Below are 14,130 nucleotides of genomic sequence, written 5' to 3'. Positions count from 1 at the left end.
TAAGGCTAAGATTGAGTTTTCCCCGCCGCAGGTGATCTATGTCTTCTCAACCCAACCAAAGCCTGATCGACGGTATTCGCTGCCTGCAATATCTGGTCTCCAGCGATAAAGCCGTGGGCTGTCGCGAACTGGCGCGTCAGATGGGGATGAACAGTACGCGCGTTAATCGCCTGCTGATGACCATGGCTTCCATCGGATTGACGACGCAGGATGAGCACCGGCGCTATCTGCCCGGTCCCGGCATTCACGCGCTGGCGGCGCAGGCGATTCGCGGCTCCTCGCTGTTTGCTCAGGCGCTGCCGCAGCTGGAAATGCACGCGCCGCGCGACATTGTGGTGGCGCTGGGCGTGCTGTGGGAAGATCAGGTGATCTATATCTGGCACTCCGAGCCGGGTGAGCGCACCAACGCCAGCCAGGCGCTGGCGGGTTTCCGCATGCTGCCTGCGTGGCAGTCGGTGATTGGCGTGTCGTTGCTGGCTGCCGAAAGTGATGAGGTGCTGCGCCCGCGTTTTAGCGACGAACAGTGGCAGCAGATTGCGCCGCTGCTGGCACGCAAGCGTGCGGCAGATCATCTGATTTGGCATCGTGATGACGGTGAAATCAGCATGGCGCAGCCGATTAATCACAATCGCGCGGCGCTGGCCTTTGCCAAAATCTGGCAGCACGATGAGGCGCATCTCGCGCAGCGGTTGCAACAGCTGCAATCGCTGGCGCAGATAGTTGTCAGCCCGCGCTAACATGGTCGATTTTCCCGACGATAAACAGATAGCTGCAGATGCCAATCGCGGCCAGAACCGCAATAAATGCCAGTGCTGGCGCGAAGTTGTTGCCATCAATCAGCGCGCCGATGGCAATCGGCACGACGATCGATGACAGCGCGCCGGTAAAGTTAAACACCCCACCCGCCAGGCCAATCAAATGACGCGGCGCCAGCGCCGTCACAAACACCCAGGTGATGGTTGCCAGACCGTTACCGAAGAACGCCAGCGACATAAACAGAATGATCAGCGCGGAATCATTGGTGTAATTGGCACCCAGGATAAACAGCGTCAGGAACAGGCCAAGAATTACCGGCAGCTTACGCGCCACGCTGGCGGACACGCCGCGTCGTATCATACGATCTGAGGCAAAGCCGGCCAGCAAAACTCCGCAGAAGGCGGCGAAGTAGGGCACTGAGGCGACATAGCCGCTTTTGATGAATCCCATATGGCGATATTCCACCAGATAGGTCGGGAACCAGGTGAGAAAGAACCAGAAGGTGGCAGAGATGGTGAACTGACCAATATAGATGCCGACCAATTTGCGGCTGCGGAACATCTGCGCCAAATCGCTCCAGCGCGCTTGCGGTGATTGATTCTTATGCTCACTCTCCAGGAGCGCACCGTTACTGCGCAGGTAGTTCAGTTCAGCGTCGGACACACCTTTATGGTGGTTTGGCTCGCGGTAAAGCCAATACCACACCAGCGACCAAATCATGCCCGCCAAACCGGTAATCAAAAACAGTCCGCGCCAGCCAAACGCAGCCTGCACATGAAACAGCAGCGGTGTCATGCAGGCCAGGCCAACAAACTGCGCTGAAGAGTAGATACCAATGGCGCTGGCGCGCTCCTGTTCTGGGAACCAGCTGGAGATCACCCGATTGTTGGCGGGCATCACTGGCGCTTCAAACGCGCCCACGCCGAGCCGCAGGCCAAATAGCGCAGTAAAACTGTTGGCAAGCGCATGCAGCGCGGTGATTAAAGACCAGACGAACAGACCAACGCCATACACCACGCGCGCGCCAAGGCGATCAATCAGGAAGCCGCCGGGGATCTGCAGGGCGGCGTAAATCCAGCCGAACGCTGAGAAGATTAACCCCATTTCCAGCGGCGTGAAGCGCAGCTCTCCGGCCATTTCCGTGGCGGCAACCGACAGGTTAGTGCGATCCATATAGTTGATGATGATGTTGATAAACACCAGGCCGAGCATCAGAAAGCGCGTACGTCCGGCGGGAAGGCTGGCAGCGGTTTGGCTCAGCGGCTGTTCTGTCATAATGCAACTCTCCCGAATGCAGAGGTGTTTCTTTAATAGAAACGTTTAAATGAGGTTTCGGCCAACCTGTTCATTAAAATTTGCGATCGCGGCCAGGTTTAAACCGCAGCATGCCCGAACTTTTAGTCAGTTTAAAAATCAGATAAGCACACATGTTAATGTGTTTTAGGTTTAGCCATAGTGGCGACCTGTAAATTGAATCCCTCAAGGAGGACTTTCGTGAAACTGAAAGCACTGGCGCTGGCCGCCGTAATGAGCACCGGCGCACTGTCCGGTTTAGTCCACGCGGGTGAATTACCAAATGGACCGCATGTGGTGACGTCAGGACAGGCAAGCGTTGATGCCACGCCCGATATCGCCACGCTCGCTATTGTGGTGAATGTTTCGTCGAAAGACGCGGCGGAAGCGAAGAAACAGGCTGATGACCGCGTGGCGCAATATTTCGATTTCCTGCAAAAGAATGGCATCGAGAAAAAAGATATTGATGCGGCAAACCTCAGCACCCAACCGGAGTATGACTACACCAAAGAAGGCAAATCGGTGCTGAAAGGTTATCGTGCGGAGCGTCAGGTACAGGTGACGCTGCGTCAGCTGGATAAGCTGAACGAGCTGCTGGATGGCGCGCTAAAATCCGGCCTGAATGAAATTCGGTCGGTAGAGTTGGGTGTGGCCAATCCTGACAGCTATAAAGAGAAGGCGCGTAAAGTGGCGATTGCTAACGCCACGCAGCAGGCCAATGCGCTGGCTGAAGGCTTCAACGCTAAACTGGGTTCGGTCTACAGCATTCGTTACCACGTTGCTAACTACCAACCAATGCCGATGGCGCGGATGTACAAAGCCGCGGCAGCGCCGGCTGACACCACCGCACAGCAAACTTACGAGCAGCAGAGCATTCACTTTGACGATCAGGTGGATGTGGTGTTCGAGATTAAACCGAATACGCCGTAAGGCTTTGAGTCAGGTCGCCGTTTATGGCGACCTGATCATTATGCAGGCAAAACATCCTGGCGCAGCACGCGATGTCCGTGCGCAATCAGCGCATCCGTTACGCTGCGCATCAAACGGCTTTCTGGGGCAAAACGGTGCCAGTACAGCATGCGACGCTGATACAAACCTGGCGTCAAATCTACCAGCTCACCTTGCGCCAGCTCGCGCTCAATCTGCAGATGCGGAATCATACAGCACACCGAACCTTGGCGCGCCAACTGCACAAAGGCTTCTGACGAGTTAACGATGTGGCAGGGCACGCTGCCTGGCGACAGGTCAAAGTTCTGCTGCAAAAACGCCTGATGCATATCATCTAAATGATCAAATGCTACCGCCGGTGCTTTCAGCAATGCGGAGCGGGTCACGCCGTTGGGGAAATAACGTGCGGCGAAATCAGGCGAGGCGCAGAACAGATAGTCGAGCGCACCCAGCTGATCAACCAAACAGCTTGGCAGGGGTTGTGGCTGAATACTCACCGCGCCAACCACTTCACCGCGACGCAGACGTTCCTGGGTGCGGGTTTCATCTTCTACCTGTAAATTCAGGCGCACCGGCGAATCGGCCAGCACATCTTTCAGGGCGGGCAGCAGCCAGGTTGCCAGACTGTCGGCGTTAACCGCCAGCGACAGTAGCAGCGGCGTGGTACCGCCGTTATCGTCACCCAGCCACTCCTCTTCCAGCAGCTCAACCTGATGCAATAACGCCAGCAGTTTTTGTCCCTGTTCGGTGGGGCGCGGCGGCACGGTGCGCACCAACAGCGGCTGACCGAATAAATTTTCCAGCTGTTTAATACGCTGCGAAACCGCAGATTGCGTAATACAGAGTTTTTGCGCGGCGCGCTCGAAGCCGCGCTCGCGAATCACAGCATCCAGCGCCTGAAGCGTTCGATAATCCGGGCGTTTCATTGTTGTTCTCTCTCGTTCAGGGTGGACATTACTATGCCATAAAACGCTCAAATAGTGCTGTGGCGCTTTTTTGCGGGCTGGCTTCCAAAGACTTAAATCGGCTGTTCAACAGTCGCGCTTTTTTACGACGCCTTGTTTTATACTACGCGCACTTCGATGTCGCACAGGTTTTAAACATACCATGACCCAGGATGAACTGAAAAAAGCGGTAGGTTGGGCAGCGCTGCATTACGTAGAGCCCGGCACGGTGGTTGGCGTGGGAACGGGATCCACTGCCGCGCATTTCATTGATGCGCTCGGCACCATGAAGAATCAGATTGAAGGCGCGGTTTCCAGTTCGGAAGCGTCGACAGAAAAACTGAAAGCTTTAGGTATCCACGTCTTCGATCTCAATGAAATTGACGAACTGTCGGTGTATGTGGATGGCGCAGATGAAATCAATCCGCAGATGCAGATGATCAAAGGCGGTGGTGCAGCGCTAACGCGTGAGAAAATCGTTGCGGCGGTCGCAAAAAAATTCGTCTGTATTGCTGATGCATCGAAAGAAGTTGATGTGCTGGGGCACTTCCCGCTGCCGGTTGAAGTCATTCCCATGGCGCGTTCCTTTGTGGCTCGTGAACTGGTGAAGCTGGGCGGCTTGCCGGAGTATCGCCAGAACGTCATCACCGATAACGGTAACATTATTCTCGACGTGCATAATCTGCGGATTCTTGATCCTATCGAGCTGGAAAAAACCATTAACGCGCTGCCGGGCGTGGTGACCGTGGGTCTGTTTGCCGGACGAGGTGCTGACGTCGCGCTGATTGGCACCGCTGACGGCGTAAAAACCATCGTAAAATGATCTGTCCGGCGCCCGACATGCGCCGGTTATTTCCATCCGCAAAACATCTTTTCTCGCCAGGCTGAAATTTGGTGACTTATGTCACAAAAGATTCATCAGCAGTGGGTTCGTACTCCGTCCAACATAGATGCCACGATTTTGTACGGCATTGTGCTGCCTCCGCGTGGGCGCGTGCTGGCACGCAGGCAATCGTTTGTATTGCTGCGCACGAAATTTTTGATATTTTGACAGAAGGCTACCTTATGGTAGTCCTCATTGAATTCTGAATAGGGTCGGGAAATGGCAAAGGTATCACTGGAAAAAGACAAGATTAAGTTCCTGCTGGTGGAAGGCGTTCACCAGAGTGCGCTGGAAAACCTGCGTGCAGCAGGCTACACCAACATCGAGTTTCACAAAGGGGCGCTGGATGCGGAGTCGCTGAAATCCTCCATCCGCGATGCGCACTTCATTGGTATCCGTTCCCGTACCCAACTGACTGAAGAGATCTTTGCTGCCGCTGAAAAGTTGGTTGCAGTTGGCTGCTTCTGTATCGGTACTAACCAGGTTGATCTTGCTGCTGCGGCGAAACGCGGTGTGCCGGTGTTTAACGCACCGTTCTCCAACACCCGCTCCGTTGCTGAGCTGGTGATTGGCGAAATGCTGCTGATGCTGCGCGGTATTCCAGAAGCGAACGCCAAAGCGCACCGAGGCATCTGGAATAAAGTTGCCAACGGCTCATTCGAAGCGCGTGGTAAGAAACTGGGCATCATTGGTTACGGTCACATCGGCATGCAGCTGGGTGTGTTGGCAGAAAGCCTGGGTATGCACGTGTTCTTCTACGATATCGAAAGCAAACTGCCGCTGGGTAACGCCACGCAGGTTCGCCACCTCTCCGATTTGCTCAATATGAGCGATGTGGTCAGCCTGCATGTGCCTGAAACCCAATCCACGCAGAACATGATCGGTGCTGAGGAGCTGGCATTAATGAAGCCGGGCTCGCTGCTGATTAATGCCGCGCGCGGTACCGTGATTGATATCCCGGCGCTGTGTGAAGCACTGGCGAACAAACATCTGGCTGGTGCCGCTATCGACGTGTTCCCGGTCGAGCCGGCGACTAACAGCGATCCGTTCAACTCTCCGCTGTGCGAATTCGACAACGTGATTTTAACTCCGCACATTGGTGGTTCAACCCAGGAAGCGCAGGAAAACATCGGTCTGGAAGTGTCTGGCAAGCTGGCGAAATACTCAGACAACGGTTCTACGCTGTCTGCGGTCAACTTCCCGGAAGTTTCGCTGCCAATGCATGCAGCGAGCGCCAGTCGTCTGCTGCATATCCATGAGAACCGTCCAGGTGTGCTGACGGCTATCAACCAGATCTTTGCTGAGCAGGGCATTAACATTGCCGCGCAGTATCTGCAAACCACGCCAATTATGGGCTACGTGGTGATCGATATTGATGCGACAGAAGAAGTGGCGGATAAAGCGCTTCAGGCAATGAAAGCCATTCCGGGCACCATTCGCGCCCGTCTGCTCTACTAATCAATCAGGGCGCCACTGGCGCCCTTTTTTCTGCTTACGTTTCCCATTGCCACAGTTTTGATGGCGTCAGTATCGCCGGCAGCGGGACGTCCCATGCGGCGACGGGAAGTGTATCCGCGCGCTGGCAATCATGCGCAATGCCCACCGGAAGAAAACCGTGCTGCTGCCAGTTTTGCAGCGTGCGATCGTAGAATCCGCCGCCCATCCCCAAACGTTGGCCCTGGTGGTCAAACGCTACCAGCGGCACCAGCATCACATCTAATTGGTCTAGCGTGGCCAGCTGCGTGATATCTAACGGCGGCTCGGGAATACGCAGTTTATTTGGCGTGAGCGCGCTCGCGGGCGTATAGCGGATAAACAGCAGATTGCCTGGCGAGAAGGGGTGCAGCACGGGTAGATAAACCTGCTTTTTTTGCTGCCACAGTTTGGCGATCAGCGGGCGGGTGTTGATTTCACCATCGACAGACAAAAACAGCGCGATGCGTTGGGCATTGGCGATCGGCGCGATATTGATGGCGTGTTCAGCCAGCTGATCGGCGGCCTGTTCTTGCTGCTCAGACGTGAGATTACGGCGCAAATGGCGCACATGCTGACGGATGTCTTGACGGTCGAGAAAGGAGGGTGCTGACATGATATCCCCGGCAGAGTGGGCTGTTGCAAGCCACTATATCATGCGAACCGGGGGATTCGCGTCATACTTCAATCTGCAGCCGCGTTGGCTGCTCTCGTTCACCAGAATCACTTACTTAAGTAAGCTCACTGGGATTCTCTCGATTGCCGCCTTGCTGCAGACTGAATTATTTAGCGAGTAAAACTAAGTGGAGATCTCCGAGATGCCGCCGCAGGCTGTAACCCTTGAACCCTTGGTTCAAGGTGAACATGCCGTCACAACTATTAGGCTTCTCGGACGGACCGAGCATGCGCACAAATTGTGGAGCGTCACATTCTGTTGGTATGAAATATCGGCTCAGGGGACTGGCCCGCTTGCAAACATCTCAGAGAAAATTTACTTCACCGTCACTCTAGCATGAGGACCATGAAGTGTTATTCAAAATTAGGGCCCTGGCGGTCAGTTATGCGACCTTGCTCAACTAACGCTTGTTCAATGGTCTGCTGCAGCATGCGGATACGTTGTTCCATGTTTGCTGCATAGTCGCGCGTCTTACCTTTCTCTTGTGCCAGCTCGTGGCAGATGTTTAACGCGGCGATGAACACCAGTTGCTCTGTATTGGTGACTCTAGTGCGAACTTTTAAATCTTGCAACCGTTGATTGAGATCCTCTGCGGCCAGATTCAGCGCATCTTGCTGTTCAGGCGGACAATTCACTCTCAATGAACGACCAAAAATTTGAATATCTACTGGTTGTGCAGACATGCCACCATCCTGACTGATTACTTCGATCGCATCTCCCTTACCGGTCAATGGGTTGGGAGGTGCGAAACTATATATACCCGAGTTATAAGTTACAACCCCTTTTCTGGAAACCCAGAGGCACCTGGTGGTAGCATAACACGAACTTATTCCGCCAACGACGACCAAAGCTTATGTCTTTACAGAACGCAACGCCTAGTTACAACGCGCTGGCCGCGGCCCTTTCTCAGCAGGGCGTGGGCATGACGCCGGCCGAAATGCACGGACTCCTTTCCGGGATTCTGTGCGGTGGCAATCAGGATACCAGCTGGAAAACCATGGTTCACGATCTCACCAACGAAGGCATGGCGTTTTCGCAGAGCCTGTCTCAGCCGTTACAGGCGCTGCACGAGAGCCTGGCGACCACGCTGGAAGACGAAGGCTTTATGTTCCAGCTGATGTTGCCGGAAGATGATGACATCACGGTATTCGATCGCGCCGATGCGCTGGCCGGCTGGGTCAATCACTTCCTGCTCGGTTTGGGCGTTACGCAGCCTAAGCTTGAGAAAGTAACCGGCGAAACCGGTGAAGCGATTGACGATCTGCGCACCATCGCGCAGCTCGGCTATGACGAAGATGAAGACCAGGAAGAGCTGGAGCAGTCGCTGGAAGAGGTGATCGAGTACGTGCGTGTTGCCGCCTTACTGTGCCACGACACCTTCACGCGTCAGCATCAGCCAACGGCACCTGAAGTACAAAAACCTACGTTACACTAAGCGCGTCAATGCGGGTACGTTGTGGCCCGTCTTCAACAGGGAGTGCAAACATGATTACTCTGGAAACGTTCCAGCAACGTCGTCAGGCGCTGATTGCCCGCATGGCGCCAGGCAGTGCCGCTTTGATTTTTGCTGCACCTGAAGTGACGCGCAGCAACGATACTGAATATAACTTTCGGCAAAACAGTGATTTCTGGTACTTCACCGGTTTTAACGAACCGCAGGCGCTGCTGGTTTTAATCAAAAGCGATGACAAGCACAATCACAGCGTGTTGTTCAATCGTGTGCGCGATCTAACCGCGGAAATCTGGTTTGGTCGCCGCCTTGGCCAGGATGCCGCTCCGGCCAGGCTGGGTGTCGATCGTGCTTTGCCGTGGGATGACATTGATGAGCAGCTGCATCAACTGCTTAACGGCCTTGATGTGGTTTATCACGCACAGGGCGAATACGCCGAAGCCGATCAACGGGTGTTTAGCGCGCTGGAAAAACTGCGTCGCGGCTTCCGCCAAAATCTTAGCGCACCGAATACGGTCACTGACTGGCGTCCGTGGGTGCATGAGATGCGCCTGTTCAAAAGCGCGGAAGAGATTGAGATTCTGCGCCGTGCCGGAAAAATCAGCGCACTGGCGCATACCCGAGCGATGCAAACCTGCCGTCCGGGCATGTTCGAATATCAGCTGGAAGGCGAAATTCACCACGAATTCAATCGCCACGGCGCGCGTTTCCCCTCTTACAGCACCATTGTCGGTGCTGGCGAAAACGGCTGCATTCTGCACTACACCGAAAACGAATGTGAGATGCGCGATGGCGACCTGGTGCTGATTGACGCTGGCTGTGAATTCCACGGCTATGCGGGCGATATCACCCGCACCTTCCCGGTCAACGGTAAGTTCAGCGAGCCGCAACGTGCCATCTACGACATCGTGCTGGCTTCGCTCTACAAAGCGCTGTCGATGTTCCGCCCGGGTATCAGCATCCATGATGTTAACGACGAAGTGGTGCGCATCATGATTACCGGCCTGGTCGACCTCGGCATTCTGGATGGCAATATCGATACGCTGTTTGAAGAGCAGGCACACCGCCCGTTCTTTATGCACGGTTTAAGCCACTGGCTGGGGCTTGATGTGCATGACGTGGGACATTACGGCACGCCGAGCCGCGATCGCACTCTTGAGCCGGGCATGGTGCTAACCGTTGAGCCTGGCTTGTATATCGCGCCAGATGCCAACGTGCCGCCGCAATATCGTGGCATTGGTATTCGCATTGAAGATGACATCGTCATCACCGCGGACGGCAACGAGAATCTCACCGACAGCGTGGTGAAAGACGCCGATGCGATTGAAGCCCTGATGGCGGCGGCACGTCAGGCATGAGCATTTTAATTGCTGGCGGCGGTATGACCGGCGCCACCCTGGCGCTGGCGATTTCGCACCTGACGCAAGGTCAGCTGCCGGTAACGCTGATTGAGCGTAGCCAGCCCGACAGCCGTGCACATCCCGGCTTCGATGGACGCGCGATTGCCCTGGCGGCGGGCACCTGCCAGCAGTTAGCCGATATCGATGTGTGGCGCTCGCTGGTGGATTGCGCCACGCCTATCACTGATATCCACGTCTCCGATCGCGGCCATACCGGTTTCGTCTCGCTCAAAGCGCAAGATCACCAGTTGCCCGCACTGGGTCAGGTCGTGGAACTTTTCGATGTCGGCCAGCGCTTGTTCCAGCGTTTACAACAGGCACCGGGCATCAGCGTGCGCTGCCCGGATCACGCCACGGCGGTGTCACGTAGCGCCAATAGCGTGCTGGTTACACTCAACAGCGGTGAGCAATTAACCGGTGATTTACTGGTGGCCGCCGATGGATCGCGATCGCCTTTAGGCGCATCCTGCGGTATGACCTGGCAGCGCAACGACTATCATCAGGTAGCGGTTATCGCCAATGTCTCGACCCAGCTGCCGCATCAGGGACGCGCATTTGAGCGTTTTACCGAGCATGGCCCGCTGGCGCTGTTGCCGATGTCCGGTAACCGCATGTCATTGGTGTGGTGCCATCCGCTTGACGCGCAAGCAACGATTAAACAGTGGGATGATGCGACCTTCCTGCAAGAACTGCAGCAGGCATTTGGCTGGCGCCTTGGGCGCTTTGCGCACGCAGGGCAACGCGAGCTTTATCCGCTGGCGCTGCAAACCGCCGAACGTCAGGTCACGCATCGGCTGGCGCTGGTGGGCAATGCGGCGCAAACGCTGCATCCGATTGCCGGACAAGGCTTTAACCTTGGCCTGCGCGATGTGATGTCGCTGGCAGAAACGCTGGCGGGCGCATGGCGTCAGCAGCAGGACCCAGGCAGCTACGCGGTATTGCAGCATTTTGCCACGCGGCGTCAACCCGATCGTGCCGCCACCATTGGCGTCACCGACGGTTTAGTCAAACTGTTTGCTAACCGTTATGCGCCATTAGTGGCGGGACGAAATCTTGGGCTGGTGGCAATGGACCATCTGCCATGGCTGCGAAACCCACTTGCCGCGCGAACGCTCGGCTGGGTTAAGCGTTAAGCACCAATTAAGGGGCAGCAATGCAAACTTTCGATGTGGCAATCGCCGGTGGCGGCATGGTGGGCTTGGCCGTCGCCTGCGGATTACAGGGCAGCGGCTTACGCGTTGCCGTGCTGGAAAAAGCACCCGAGCCACAATTTGATCCGGCGGCTAACGCGTCGATTCGCGTCTCCGCCATCAACGCTGCCAGTGAACGTCTGCTGCAAAAGCTCGATGTCTGGTCGAGCATTCTGGCCCTGCGCGCCAGCGCCTATCACGGCATGGAAGTGTGGGATCAGGACAGCTTCGGCTCCATCAGTTTTGATGATGAGCAGCAGGGCCTGTCGCATCTCGGTCATATTATTGAAAACGAAGTGATTCATAGTGCCTTGTGGCAACGAGCCAGCAACAGCAGCGACATCACGCTGTTCGCTCCGGCGCAGTTGCAGCAGGTGGCGTTTGGCGACAACGAAGCCTTCATTACCTTGCAGGATGGCAGCATGATGAGCGCGCGTTTGCTGGTTGCTGCTGACGGCGCTAATTCGTGGCTGCGTGACAAAGCCGATATCCCGCTGACCTTCTGGGATTACGAGCATCATGCGTTAGTGGCAAATATCCGCACCGATATGCCGCATGATGCCATCGCGCGTCAGGTATTCCACGGCGATGGCATTCTGGCATTCCTGCCGATGCAGGATCCTCATCTCTGCTCGATCGTTTGGTCGCTCTCGCCGCAGGAAGCGACGCGCATGCAATCGATGCCGGAAGCGCTGTTCAACCAGCAGCTGTCGGTAGCGTTTGATATGCGTCTTGGCCTGTGTCAGGTCGAGAGCGAGCGCAAAACCTTCCCGCTGACGGCGCGTTATGCGCGTAACTTCGCCGCGCACCGTTTGGCGCTGGTTGGCGATGCCGCACACACCATTCATCCGCTGGCCGGGCAGGGCGTCAATCTTGGCTTTATGGATGCGGCCGAACTGATTGGTGAAATTCGCCGTCTGCACCAGGAAGGCAAAGACATTGGTCAGCATCTCTATCTGCGTCGCTATGAACGTAGCCGCAAACACAGCGCGGCGATGATGCTGGCGGGGATGCAGGGGTTCCGCGAGCTATTTGCCGGCACGCATCCGGCGAAAAAGCTGTTGCGTGATGTCGGCCTCAAGCTAGCCGATACTTTACCGGGCGTTAAACCGCTGATGCTGAAGCAGGCGATGGGGCTCAACGATCTACCCAGCTGGATACGTTAATCTTTTCCGCTGACGGCGCCCAACTGGGCGCCGTTTTTCTTTGCTGCACCGCCATGATGCAGCACTGCACCGCAATTGCGCCTCGTTTGATTTATTCTAATTTCACCCCTTAATTCGCATTAGATTAATTCATGTTATGACAATGCGAACACCGGACCATTTCTTAATCCTGCGGCGTCTATTCCTTCATTTTGCTGCATGAAAGTAATTTAGTCGTATTTTGTGCGAGGCTAATCACAATAATGTAGTGATTTATGCTGGTCGCTGTTCGGTGCTTTGATGAAAGGTGGTAGTGTTTCACCCTCGTTTTCCTCATGGTTAATTGCCGCATTAGGTGATAACTTCAGCACAAAGAGAACGTTTGCGTCAGCCAGCAAAGGCGACGCAGGCGCGTCACACTCACTTGTTTTCACAGGATGGTTATGACTCAGCAAACGCCTCTATTCGAACAGCATCAGGCATGTGGTGCACGCATGGTGGATTTCCACGGTTGGATGATGCCGCTGCATTACGGCTCGCAAATGGATGAGCATCACGCGGTGCGTAACGATGCCGGCATGTTTGATGTTTCCCACATGACCATCGTCGATCTACGCGGCGCACGTACCCGCGAATTCCTGCGTTATCTGTTAGCCAACGATGTCGCTAAATTGACCCAGCCGGGCAAAGCACTTTACACCGGCATGTTGAATGCCTCCGCTGGCGTCATCGATGATTTGATTGTTTACTTTATGAGCGAAGATTTCTTCCGCCTGGTGGTGAACTCCGCCACGCGTGAGAAAGATTTGGCCTGGATTAAACAGCATGCACAACCGTTTGGCGTCGAGCTGACCGAGCGTGACGATCTGGCGCTGATTGCGGTGCAGGGCCCGAACGCGCAGCAAAAAGCGCAAACGCTGTTCAGTGCCGCTCAGCGTGACGCCGTTGCTGGCATGAAGCCGTTCTTTGGCGTGCAGGCAGAAAACCTGTTCATTGCTACTACCGGCTACACCGGCGAAGCGGGCTACGAGATTGCTATGCCTGCCACTGAAGCTGCCGCTTTCTGGCAGCAGCTGCTAGCTGCAGGCGTTAAGCCGGCGGGTCTGGGTGCGCGTGACACGCTGCGTCTGGAAGCGGGCATGAACCTGTACGGCCAGGAGATGGATGAAGGCGTGTCGCCGCTGGCTGCCAACATGGGCTGGACCATCAGTTGGGAACCTGCCGACCGCGATTTCATCGGTCGTGACGCACTGCAAGCGCAGCGCGAAAAGGGCACCGAGAAGCTGGTTGGTCTGGTGATGACCGAAAAAGGGGTGCTGCGTAACGGTTTGACTGTGCGTTTCACCGATGAACAAGGTCAGCCGCAGCAAGGTATTATTACCAGTGGCTCCTTCTCGCCAACGCTGGGTTACAGCATCGCGCTGGCACGTGTGCCTGCGGGGATTGGCGAGCAGGCGATTGTGGAAATCCGCAACCGTGAAATGCCAGTGAAAGTGACAAAACCGATTTTTGTTCGCGCCGGTAAGCCGGTCGCCCAGTAATTTTTTTCAGGAGAAATGGCCAATGAGCAATGTGCCAAGTGAATTGAAATACCGCGATAGCCACGAGTGGGTCCGTAAAGAAGCCGACGGCACCTTCACGGTAGGTATCACCGAACATGCGCAGGAACTGCTGGGCGACATGGTATTTGTCGATCTGCCAGACGTCGGCGCCTCCTTCGCGGCCGGTGATGATTGCGCGGTGGCGGAATCGGTGAAAGCCGCTTCTGACATCTATGCACCCTTGAGCGGTGAAATCGTCGAGGTGAACGATCAGCTAGGCGATTCACCGGAGCTGGTTAACAGCGCGCCGTATGCCGATGGTTGGTTGTTCCGCATCAAAGCCAGCGACGAGTCAGAGCTCGACTCCATGCTGGATGCCGATGCCTACAAAGCCGCGATCGACGAGTAACCGGTAGTTGCAGAAGGTGGCG

At 55.6% G+C, this 14,130-nt stretch carries 14 protein-coding genes and 1 other RNA gene; 10 read left to right on the top strand and 5 right to left on the bottom strand.

Annotated features, from left to right (window positions below; genetic code table 11):
• The first annotated feature begins 38 nt into the window (after window positions 1–38).
• Window positions 39–737, top strand: coding sequence for an IclR family transcriptional regulator (locus WH298_RS05665; protein ID WP_049852592.1), 699 nt, complete (start codon window positions 39–41; stop codon window positions 735–737).
• Here the strand turns inward: WH298_RS05665 and WH298_RS05660 are convergent.
• Window positions 724–2,031 carry an MFS transporter gene (locus WH298_RS05660; RefSeq protein WP_180822414.1) on the bottom strand — a complete coding sequence of 436 codons (1,308 nt, stop codon included), beginning with the start codon at window positions 2,029–2,031 and terminating at the stop codon, window positions 724–726. The genes WH298_RS05665 and WH298_RS05660 overlap by 14 nt on opposite strands.
• Window positions 2,032–2,250: 219 nt before the next feature.
• Here WH298_RS05660 and WH298_RS05655 point away from each other — a divergent pair, with 219 nt between their 5' ends.
• Entirely contained in the window at window positions 2,251–2,979 is a 729-nt protein-coding gene (locus WH298_RS05655; RefSeq protein ID WP_007890293.1) for an oxidative stress defense protein, read from the top strand.
• A gap of 38 nt (window positions 2,980–3,017) precedes the next feature.
• Here the strand turns inward: WH298_RS05655 and WH298_RS05650 are convergent, their stop codons facing one another.
• Window positions 3,018–3,923, bottom strand: a complete 906-nt coding sequence (locus WH298_RS05650) for a LysR family transcriptional regulator ArgP (RefSeq protein WP_007890292.1) — start codon at window positions 3,921–3,923, stop codon at window positions 3,018–3,020.
• Window positions 3,924–4,104: 181 nt separating this feature from the next.
• On the opposite strand from WH298_RS05650, the gene rpiA reads away from it, so the two are divergent.
• Window positions 4,105–4,764 (top strand): ribose-5-phosphate isomerase RpiA, encoded by a 660-nt coding sequence (gene rpiA, locus WH298_RS05645; protein WP_180822413.1) that lies wholly within the window; start codon window positions 4,105–4,107, stop codon window positions 4,762–4,764.
• 279 nt (window positions 4,765–5,043) lie between these two features.
• The gene (gene serA / locus WH298_RS05640; RefSeq protein WP_007890290.1) at window positions 5,044–6,282 is read left to right on the top strand and encodes a phosphoglycerate dehydrogenase; all 1,239 of its coding nucleotides are present in this window, start codon (window positions 5,044–5,046) and stop codon (window positions 6,280–6,282) included.
• Between the two features lie 34 nt (window positions 6,283–6,316).
• Here serA and WH298_RS05635 read toward each other — a convergent pair whose 3' ends face one another.
• The 3 genes from WH298_RS05635 to zapA all read right to left on the bottom strand — a co-directional run bounded on the left by WH298_RS05635 (window position 6,317) and on the right by zapA (window position 7,656).
• The gene (locus WH298_RS05635; protein WP_180822412.1) at window positions 6,317–6,913 is read right to left on the bottom strand and encodes a 5-formyltetrahydrofolate cyclo-ligase; all 597 of its coding nucleotides are present in this window, start codon (window positions 6,911–6,913) and stop codon (window positions 6,317–6,319) included.
• A 190-nt stretch (window positions 6,914–7,103) separates the two neighbouring features.
• A non-coding RNA gene (gene ssrS, locus WH298_RS05630) (6S RNA) lies at window positions 7,104–7,287 on the bottom strand.
• Window positions 7,288–7,326: 39 nt separating this feature from the next.
• Window positions 7,327–7,656: a cell division protein ZapA gene (zapA, locus tag WH298_RS05625; RefSeq protein ID WP_007890288.1), complete on the bottom strand. Its 330-nt coding sequence runs from the start codon at window positions 7,654–7,656 to the stop codon at window positions 7,327–7,329.
• Between the two features lie 170 nt (window positions 7,657–7,826).
• Between zapA and WH298_RS05620 the strand changes: the two genes are divergently transcribed.
• From WH298_RS05620 to gcvH, 6 genes are all read left to right on the top strand, one after another.
• The gene (locus tag WH298_RS05620; RefSeq protein WP_008108255.1) at window positions 7,827–8,408 is read left to right on the top strand and encodes a YecA/YgfB family protein; all 582 of its coding nucleotides are present in this window, start codon (window positions 7,827–7,829) and stop codon (window positions 8,406–8,408) included.
• A 50-nt stretch (window positions 8,409–8,458) separates the two neighbouring features.
• Window positions 8,459–9,781, top strand: coding sequence for a Xaa-Pro aminopeptidase (pepP, locus tag WH298_RS05615; RefSeq protein WP_180822411.1), 1,323 nt, complete (start codon window positions 8,459–8,461; stop codon window positions 9,779–9,781).
• Complete coding sequence (gene ubiH / locus WH298_RS05610; protein WP_180822410.1) at window positions 9,778–10,956, top strand: 2-octaprenyl-6-methoxyphenyl hydroxylase; 1,179 nt, start codon at window positions 9,778–9,780, stop codon at window positions 10,954–10,956. Before pepP ends, ubiH begins: the two co-directional genes overlap by 4 nt.
• 20 nt (window positions 10,957–10,976) lie before the next feature.
• On the top strand, window positions 10,977–12,179 hold the full coding sequence (gene ubiI / locus WH298_RS05605) for an FAD-dependent 2-octaprenylphenol hydroxylase (RefSeq protein WP_049852597.1): 1,203 nt from the start codon (window positions 10,977–10,979) through the stop codon (window positions 12,177–12,179).
• A gap of 422 nt (window positions 12,180–12,601) precedes the next feature.
• Window positions 12,602–13,699 carry a glycine cleavage system aminomethyltransferase GcvT gene (gene gcvT, locus WH298_RS05600; protein ID WP_049852598.1) on the top strand — a complete coding sequence of 366 codons (1,098 nt, stop codon included), beginning with the start codon at window positions 12,602–12,604 and terminating at the stop codon, window positions 13,697–13,699.
• A gap of 22 nt (window positions 13,700–13,721) precedes the next feature.
• On the top strand, window positions 13,722–14,108 hold the full coding sequence (gcvH, locus tag WH298_RS05595; protein WP_007890282.1) for a glycine cleavage system protein GcvH: 387 nt from the start codon (window positions 13,722–13,724) through the stop codon (window positions 14,106–14,108).
• Window positions 14,109–14,130: the final 22 nt, after the last annotated feature.

This window comes from Pantoea nemavictus (genome assembly GCF_037479095.1).
GTDB lineage: Bacteria > Pseudomonadota > Gammaproteobacteria > Enterobacterales > Enterobacteriaceae > Pantoea > Pantoea nemavictus.
This window is presented reverse-complemented; position numbering and strand designations above follow the sequence as displayed.

What these genes read in the sequence shown, in the direction of transcription:
- serA (WP_007890290.1), top strand. Translation starts at nt 5,044, where the DNA reads ATGGCAAAGGTATCACTGGAAAAAGACAAGATTAAGTTCCTGCTGGTG.
- WH298_RS05665 (WP_049852592.1), top strand. Translation starts at nt 39, where the DNA reads ATGTCTTCTCAACCCAACCAAAGCCTGATCGACGGTATTCGCTGCCTG.
- zapA (WP_007890288.1), bottom strand. Translation starts at nt 7,656, where the DNA reads ATGTCTGCACAACCAGTAGATATTCAAATTTTTGGTCGTTCATTGAGA.
- WH298_RS05660 (WP_180822414.1), bottom strand. Translation starts at nt 2,031, where the DNA reads ATGACAGAACAGCCGCTGAGCCAAACCGCTGCCAGCCTTCCCGCCGGA.
- gcvH (WP_007890282.1), top strand. Translation starts at nt 13,722, where the DNA reads ATGAGCAATGTGCCAAGTGAATTGAAATACCGCGATAGCCACGAGTGG.
- WH298_RS05650 (WP_007890292.1), bottom strand. Translation starts at nt 3,923, where the DNA reads ATGAAACGCCCGGATTATCGAACGCTTCAGGCGCTGGATGCTGTGATT.
- ubiH (WP_180822410.1), top strand. Translation starts at nt 9,778, where the DNA reads ATGAGCATTTTAATTGCTGGCGGCGGTATGACCGGCGCCACCCTGGCG.
- pepP (WP_180822411.1), top strand. Translation starts at nt 8,459, where the DNA reads ATGATTACTCTGGAAACGTTCCAGCAACGTCGTCAGGCGCTGATTGCC.
- rpiA (WP_180822413.1), top strand. Translation starts at nt 4,105, where the DNA reads ATGACCCAGGATGAACTGAAAAAAGCGGTAGGTTGGGCAGCGCTGCAT.
- WH298_RS05620 (WP_008108255.1), top strand. Translation starts at nt 7,827, where the DNA reads ATGTCTTTACAGAACGCAACGCCTAGTTACAACGCGCTGGCCGCGGCC.
- WH298_RS05635 (WP_180822412.1), bottom strand. Translation starts at nt 6,913, where the DNA reads ATGTCAGCACCCTCCTTTCTCGACCGTCAAGACATCCGTCAGCATGTG.
- ubiI (WP_049852597.1), top strand. Translation starts at nt 10,977, where the DNA reads ATGCAAACTTTCGATGTGGCAATCGCCGGTGGCGGCATGGTGGGCTTG.
- gcvT (WP_049852598.1), top strand. Translation starts at nt 12,602, where the DNA reads ATGACTCAGCAAACGCCTCTATTCGAACAGCATCAGGCATGTGGTGCA.